At 63.1% G+C, this 6,969-nt stretch carries 7 protein-coding genes and 1 other RNA gene; all 8 read right to left on the reverse strand.

Translation table 11 applies throughout. The annotated features are described in order from the left end of the window. Positions 1–101: 101 nt before the first annotated feature. Positions 102–2,381 carry a pyruvate synthase gene (locus tag HY896_00795; protein ID MBI5574883.1) on the reverse strand — a complete coding sequence of 760 codons (2,280 nt, stop codon included), beginning with the start codon at positions 2,379–2,381 and terminating at the stop codon, positions 102–104. Positions 2,382–2,400: 19 nt separating this feature from the next. Beyond that, the gene (locus HY896_00800; GenBank protein ID MBI5574884.1) at positions 2,401–3,420 is read right to left on the reverse strand and encodes a 2-oxoacid:acceptor oxidoreductase family protein; all 1,020 of its coding nucleotides are present in this window, start codon (positions 3,418–3,420) and stop codon (positions 2,401–2,403) included. 29 nt (positions 3,421–3,449) lie between these two features. Then, on the reverse strand, positions 3,450–4,046 hold the full coding sequence (recR, locus tag HY896_00805) for a recombination protein RecR (protein MBI5574885.1): 597 nt from the start codon (positions 4,044–4,046) through the stop codon (positions 3,450–3,452). A gap of 4 nt (positions 4,047–4,050) precedes the next feature. After that, positions 4,051–4,359: a YbaB/EbfC family nucleoid-associated protein gene (locus tag HY896_00810; GenBank protein MBI5574886.1), complete on the reverse strand. Its 309-nt coding sequence runs from the start codon at positions 4,357–4,359 to the stop codon at positions 4,051–4,053. A gap of 168 nt (positions 4,360–4,527) precedes the next feature. Then, positions 4,528–6,261 (reverse strand): DNA polymerase III subunit gamma/tau, encoded by a 1,734-nt coding sequence (gene dnaX, locus HY896_00815; protein ID MBI5574887.1) that lies wholly within the window; start codon positions 6,259–6,261, stop codon positions 4,528–4,530. A 68-nt stretch (positions 6,262–6,329) separates the two neighbouring features. After that, an RNA gene (ffs, locus tag HY896_00820) (signal recognition particle sRNA small type) lies at positions 6,330–6,429 on the reverse strand. Between the two features lie 82 nt (positions 6,430–6,511). Then, entirely contained in the window at positions 6,512–6,793 is a 282-nt protein-coding gene (locus HY896_00825) for a hypothetical protein (protein MBI5574888.1), read from the reverse strand. After that, the coding region (locus HY896_00830; GenBank protein ID MBI5574889.1) for a hypothetical protein at positions 6,783–6,969 on the reverse strand (187 nt) is incomplete at its 5' end. The genes HY896_00825 and HY896_00830, both read right to left, overlap by 11 nt.

The raw sequence follows: 6,969 nt of genomic DNA on the forward strand, positions 1-6,969 counted from the left end.
TGCCCTGGTCCCTGTATATGATTCCTGCGCGTCGAAGATAAAAAAACCCGGGAGGCTTTTGGGGGCTCCCCGGGTTTCCATGCAAGTATTCAGGACCGTCCCTATAAAAGCGGGTTCTTGTGCATCTCCTTTAGGCGGAGCCAGCGGCGGTCCACCTCGGTCTGGAAAGCATCGAGCACGTGCTTGCAGTCGGGCTTCAGCATGTGCTTGGTCTTCCCCATCTGTTTGATCCACTCCGTAACCGGGACCTTCTTCCCCTTCTCCTCCGGGTCGTAGTTGAGCGTCGTGATCCCGTGCTCGATCTCGTAGAGCGGGAAGAAACAGCTGTCCACCGCCGCCTGGATGATCGGCACCGAGAGACGCTCTTCAGTGCGCCACGCCAGCGGGCACATGGAGATCAGTTTGCCGAACACCAGGCCTTCGTCCGCATACTTCTGCGCCTTGGCCGCCTTGCGGATCATGTCCCGCGGGTTCGATTCGGCCGCCGTGAAGACGTACGGGATGTGCGCAGCGTTGAATATCTGCGCCGTGTCCTTGTGGTGCGTCGCCTTCCCTTTCTGAGCCGGACCGTAGTTCGACGTGGAGGTCGACTGCCCGATCGGCACGGTGAAGGAGAGCTGGGAGCCGGTGTTCTGGTACCCCTGGTTGTCGTATTCGATGATGATCATGCGGCTGTTGCGCGCCGCGGCGCCCAGGGACGGGCCGATGCCGATGTCGTGCCCGCCGTCCCCGGTGACCATGAGGAAGGTGATCTTCTCGTCCTTCGGGATCTCTCCCCGCTTCTTCCGCTCCTCGAACATCTCGACGATTCCCGACATCGTCGCCGCGCCGTTCTGGAATAGGTTATGGACGTAGGTGATCTTGTGGGAGGTGTACGGGTAGCCGGTGGTGACCACCATCCCGCAGCCGGTGTGGAACAGCACGGTCACGAACCCCTCGATGCCTTTCAGGAACGTGTTCAGGTTCACGAAAATCCCGCAGCCGGGGCATGCGCCGTGGCCGGGGCCGACCCGTTTAGGCCGCTCCGTCAAGGCCCGCATGTTGATGCCTCTCACATCCATTTTTCCTTCAGGCGAAGTCTCGACCCGTACGATCCCGGACGCCTGTTCCTCGGTGATGGGTTCATACGCCTTGGGCGGCTCGTATCCCTTCTCGCCGGGATTGATCCCGAAGTAGTCGTAGGGGACTTTCACTTCTCCGTCCTTCGCGATCTCAAGCGCTTCGTTCAGCATCGCCTCGGCGTCCTCGACGAAGAACTCCTTCCCGCCGACGCCGTAGATCCGCCCGGCGACCTGGGTCTCGTTCCCCCTGATCCCCTGGAGCGCGGCCTTGACCTCGATAGTCATCGCGCCGCCGTATGCGCCGAAGTTGTCCTGCCGGTCGGCGACCACGAGGCCCTTCACTTTCTTCAAGGCTTCGCGGATCTCCTTCTGCGGGAACGGCCGGATCACGTTCGGGCGGATGAGTCCCACCTTCTTCCCCTGCTTGCGGAGCGCGTCCACGGCCTCCTTGGCCGTCTCCGCGGCCGAGTTCAGGATGAACAACGCCGCCTCCGCATCCTCCATCCGGTAAAGCTCGACGAAGGGGTACTCACGCCCGGAAATCTTCGCGTATTCCGCGAACACCTTCTTGATCACGGCGTCGGCCCGCACGATCGCGTCGGCCTGCTGCTTCTTGTTGTTGATGAGGTCGGGGTCGTTCATGTAGGGGCCGATCGTGACGGGCTTGCGCGGATCGACCGACGTCACCGTCGGGACGAACGGTCCCAGAAACTCCTGGACCACCTCTTTCGGCTCGGAGAAGATCTCCACCCGGCGCTTCTGGTGCGAGGTGAAGAAGCCGTCGAACGCCACCATCACGGGGAGCCGGACCGACATGTCCTCCCCGATCTTGGGCGCCATGATGTTCATGTCGTAGACCGCCTGGACGTCGGAGGCCATGAGGATGATCCAGCCGGTGTTCATCGCCAGCATGATGTCGCTGTGGTCGCCGCGGATGTCCAGCGGCCCCGATACCGCACGGGTGACGATGTTGAACACCATCGGGAAGCGGGTCCCCGACTGGACGGGAAGCTGCTCGAATCCGAACAGCAGCCCGTTGGCCGACGTGGCGTTGAAGACGCGCCCGCCCGCCGTGGTGGCCCCGTAGCAAATCCCGGCTGCGCCGTGCTCCCCGTCTCCCGGGATCATCCGGATGGTGTGCTCCCCTTCCGCCTTCATCGCGTCCAGCGTCTCCGCGATCTCCGTGGACGGGGTGATGGGGTAGTACCCCATGATGTGGTAGTTGACGTGCTTGGCCGCCACCGCCGCGATCTCGTTGCCGCTGTTGACCACGACTTCCTGCGCCGGCCGGGCACCTGTCTTCTTCGCCGTCTGCACCATCGTTTTCTCCCTCATTTCCTTATTTCAGATGCTTGTGTTTTACGGTGATTTTGTCGATGTCCTGCTCCGCTTCCTTGACGGGGAGCAGCGCCCCGAACTTGCATATGTGGGTGCAACGCAGGCATCCCTTGCAGAACTGGTAGTCGATGCCCAGTAGAATCATCCCGTCCTTACCGGTCTTGGGATCCTTGCCCTTCTCCCACACGAAGCAGTAGTCGGGACAGGTCAGGTCGCATTCTCCGCAGCGCGTGCACTTGTCCACGATGAAGAGCGGGATCATCCCGGTGCGGCTGGTGGAAAGGTCCTTGAACCGCATGTTCCCCACGGAGTAGATCGTCCCGCCGATGGGCGCGTTCTCGTACCCCAGCTTGGGGACTTCGCGCCTGAACGGCGTGGCCGGGTACTTCCCGTCGACCGGGAACTCCTCGAACTTCACCTCGTCGAAACCGCGCTTCAGCGCCTCGAGGTTTCCCTTCATCAGCGCCGGGTATTTCTTCCCGAACGCCTCCCCGATGGCCTCCTCGAGCGCCTTCCAGTCGAAGAAACCGGCGGCCTTGGCGATGGCGCCCATCATGACCATGTTCACGCGGGAACCAGTGGCCATCGCGACCTCCATCGCGTCGACCGTGCCGACCTTCCCGCCCTGGATCTTCAGGAAGTCGCGCGCCTGCGCGGGGGTCTTGCGCGTGTTGAGGATCACCGTGGTCTTTCCGGGGATCGCCCCCGCGGTCACCGGCACGGTCCTGGCCAGCGCCTCGTGGAAGATCGCCAGCACGTGCGGCTCCTCGATCGGGCTGTTCACCCGCACCGTCTGGCCCGCCTCGCAGATCCGTACGAACGCCTTGACGGGCGTCCCCTTTTTCTCCGAGCCGTACGAGGCGAACCCGGCTCCGTTCATTCCCATGCGCAAAATGGCGGCCTCCGTCAGGATCTTTCCCGCGACGTTGGCGCCCAGGCCCCCGATGCTCTCCATCCGGATTTCGAAGAACCCGAGGTCATTCTTGACCGGCAGTTTTGCCGCCGCCACGCTCTTGCTCATTGCTTTAACCCCTCTCGAATGGAATTTCTCTATAATTCCCGGCGTCCCTTGATCGCCCTGCCGACGGTGACCTCGTCGGTAAATTCCAGGTCCGAGCCCACGGGCATGCCGTAAGCGATGCGGGTGATGCGCACGTTCGACGGTTTGACCACCCCGGCCAGGTAGGAGGCGGTGGCTTCCCCTTCGGCGGTGAGATTGGTGGCGAGGATGACTTCCTCCACCCCTCCCCGTGAAATCCTTTCCAGCAATTCGCGGATGCGCAGGTCCTCCGGCATCACGCCGTCGATCGGTGAAATCGCCCCCCCGAGGACATGGTACCTGCCCTTGTACTCCCCGCTCTTTTCTATCGGGATAATGTCGGTAGGATCTTCAACGACGCAGATCAGGTCATCCCGGCGCGCGGGGTCCGTGCACAGGGAGCACGGGTCAACATCCGCGATGTTAAAACATTTGGTGCATCTTATCACAGCCTCGGAGATCCCGGCAATAGCCTGGCCCAATTCCCGGACGGACTCTCGTGGCATGCGCAGCATGTGGAGCGCAAGGCGCGTCGCCGTCTTCTCCCCGATGCCGGGTAGACGGGAAAGCAGGGCGATCAGCCCCCGAAGCGGCTTCGGGTAGGACATCGCGCTATGGAAGCCCCGGGAGGTTCATCCCCCCCGTGACCTTCGACATCTCCGAGGCGATCATCTCCCGGGAACGCGAAAGGGCTTCGTTCACCGCGGCGCGTACGAGGTCCTGGAGGAGGTCCGCTTCCTGCGGCGAGATCACCTCTTTCTCTATTCGCACGGACAGGATCTCCTGGCGGCCGTTCGCCGTCACCGTCACCATGCCGCCCCCGGCGGACGCCTCGACCGTCTTCTGAGCAAGCTCCTCCTGGAGCTTGGCGAGGCGCGCCTGCATCTCCTGCGCCTGTTTCAGGATGTTCTGAAAATCCATCGTCGATCCCCTGTCATTGACCCCGGAAGGCAATTCGCCTCGGGATCTGTTTGCCGGGCTACGCACGCCTCACGGGCTACCCCTCGCGGGGGACGCCTTGCCCGCGAAAAATACCTCGGCGCAAAAACCTTCCGGGCCAAGGCCGGTAATATGTATCACCTGGACCGCTCAGGCGTCCGGATCGGACTCGCCCGGCGCAGGTTCTTCGGGTTCCGCCTCGGGGGCGGCGGGCGGAGGCGCGGGCGCCTTGCGCGGGGCGGGCCGCACTTCCAGCACCGTCGACCCCTCGAACTCCTTGAGCACCTCGGCCAGCAACGGATCGTCGAGGGCTTTTCTCCTTGCCCGGTCCTCCTCGGCGGCTGCGTCTACGGTCTCAGGGGTTTTTTTTTCCCCGGAAGCGGTCAGCCGGACCTCGAGTTTCTTTCCCGCCGCTTCCGAGACGGCCTGAATAAGGACAGGCCACTTGTCGTCTTCCTTCAGCCGGTCGAGCACGAACTGATGGGGGGACGAGATGACCAGCTCGTCTCCCTCGCGCCGCCCCTTCATCTGCGAAAGGAGACTCAGCAGCACCGTCTTCTTTTTCCCGGTCAGGTTTTTCAGGAGGGCGTCCCACAGCTGGTCCCTGGCTCCCGCTGCGGGCGCCGGCGCGGGTCCGCGCGCCGCGAAGGTCGTCGAAGCGGCCCTCGGCGGAGAATCCGTCTCCGGCGAACCGGAAACCGCGTGCAGCCTGGGCTTCGGCGGAGGGGCCGCCTCCCCTGCCAGACCCTCGACGTCGAGCAACCCCGGAGCGTTTACCAGCCGCAGCAGCAGCAATTCGAACCCCAACCGCGGGAACTCCGTGCCGAGAACGTCCTTCTCCGAACGGAAAGCGATATCCAGCAGGAACATCCATTCCTCGCGGCTTTTCCCCGCGCAAAGCCCCTTCAAACGCTCGAGCGAAGACGGGGAATGCCGGAAAAGCAGGCCGTCGTTCTCCGTGAATTTCCAGACGGCGGCGTCCCGCAGGACATCCACGATCGAAAGGTAAAGAAATTTCAGGTCCGCCCCCCGCGACAGAAGGACGGAAAATTTCCGGATCGCCTCTCCCGCATTTCCGGCCGCCACTTCGCCCACCAGGTCGAGCGCCGCCTCCGTGCCGACCAGCCCGAGCATTTCCTCGACGAGCGCCGCATCGATACGTCCGTTTCCGGACACCGCCGCCTGCTCGAAGATCGACTGCCCGTCCCGCATGGAACCGAACGCGTAGCGCGCCACGAGGCCCAGGGCGTCTTCCTCGCACTCGATCTTCTCCGCATTCGCCATCTCCCGGAGGCGGTCGAGGATCTCCTCTTCCGTGAGCATTCGAAAATCGAAACGCTGTACCCGGGAGAGAATCGTGTCGGGAATTCGGTTCGGCTCGGTGGTCGCGAAGACGAACACCGTGTGGGGCGGCGGCTCTTCCAGTATCTTCAGCAGCCCGTTGAAGGCCGACTTCGAGAGCATGTGAACTTCGTCTATGATGTAAATCTTGTATCGCAGGCGGGATGGGGCATACGCGGCGTTTTCCCGAAGCCTGCGGACGTCGTCGATGCCCGTGTTGGACGCGCCGTCGATCTCCTGCACGTCCACCGCCGTGCCGGCGAGGACCTCGAGACAGGCGGAGCATTGGCGGCATGGAGCCGCGGAGGGGCCTTTTTCGCAGTTTAACGCCCGCGCGAGGATCCTTGCGAATGTGGTCTTCCCCACTCCGCGCGTTCCCGCGAAAAGGTAAGCGTGATGGATTTTCCCGAGTGAGATCGCGTTGGCAAGCGCCCGGGTGACGTGCCCCTGGCCGACGACCTCCTCGAACCCCTTCGGGCGCCATTTCCTGGCCAGCGCCTCGTACGCCATATGCGTATCCGCCCCCGTCCTCCTGCGCTCCATGCGGCATTCAAAAACCCAACGCATCGGAGCTTCGGAGGGCATGCCCGATTACCGGCCGGGGGTCCGCCGGCAGCCAGGGAAACCGCCGGCACACGGAGCTGTGCGGCTACCGCTGCTTCCTTCCGGACCTGACGGGGTTTGCCGACTTCCGTTGCGGCGGGCCTGGCCGCCGGCATACCCCCGGCCGGCCTTGGCGCAAATAATGTATTCTACCCCCATATCCGATAAGTTCAAGCGCCCGAAAGGCTTTTTAAAACTCTTTTTGAACTTCCCCGAAAAACTCCCGCCTGATCCGGCATTCCGGGCACCTGAGCACATATCCTTTCCGGATCTTGATGGCCAGTATCCTCTTTTTGACGCCGCACCGTACGCACCGGCACATGCAGTACGGGTTGTCCTCTTCCGTGGTCTCGTATAGGATCTGCCAGGTTCCGACGGTCATCCCGGTCAGGTCCGGGATCCGGCACCTCCGCATCCTGGCAGTGGCGACGCCTCCTTCGGCCCGCTGCACCGCGGCTTCCTTAGGATACAAGGTGGATTTCCGAGTACGCCTTCGATGCCCGCTGGGCGACCTTCGTCCGGTGCGCCGCTCGGGATACCTCACGGGCGACCGCAGGACCCACCTTCCGGTTGAAAACCGAAGGAATGATGTAGTCCTCCGAAAGCTCCTCCTTGCCCACGCAAGAGGCGATCGCGTACGCCGCAGCA

The sequence above is a fragment of the Deltaproteobacteria bacterium genome (assembly GCA_016218975.1).
Taxonomy (GTDB): Bacteria; Desulfobacterota; Deferrimicrobia; order Deferrimicrobiales; family Deferrimicrobiaceae; genus JAENIX01.

Excerpts from the sequence above, each read along its gene's own strand:
- HY896_00795 (MBI5574883.1), bottom strand. The coding sequence starts at position 2,381 with ATGGTGCAGACGGCGAAGAAGACAGGTGCCCGGCCGGCGCAGGAAGTC.
- HY896_00800 (MBI5574884.1), bottom strand. The coding sequence starts at position 3,420 with ATGAGCAAGAGCGTGGCGGCGGCAAAACTGCCGGTCAAGAATGACCTC.
- recR (MBI5574885.1), bottom strand. The coding sequence starts at position 4,046 with ATGTCCTACCCGAAGCCGCTTCGGGGGCTGATCGCCCTGCTTTCCCGT.
- HY896_00810 (MBI5574886.1), bottom strand. The coding sequence starts at position 4,359 with ATGGATTTTCAGAACATCCTGAAACAGGCGCAGGAGATGCAGGCGCGC.
- dnaX (MBI5574887.1), bottom strand. The coding sequence starts at position 6,261 with ATGGAGCGCAGGAGGACGGGGGCGGATACGCATATGGCGTACGAGGCG.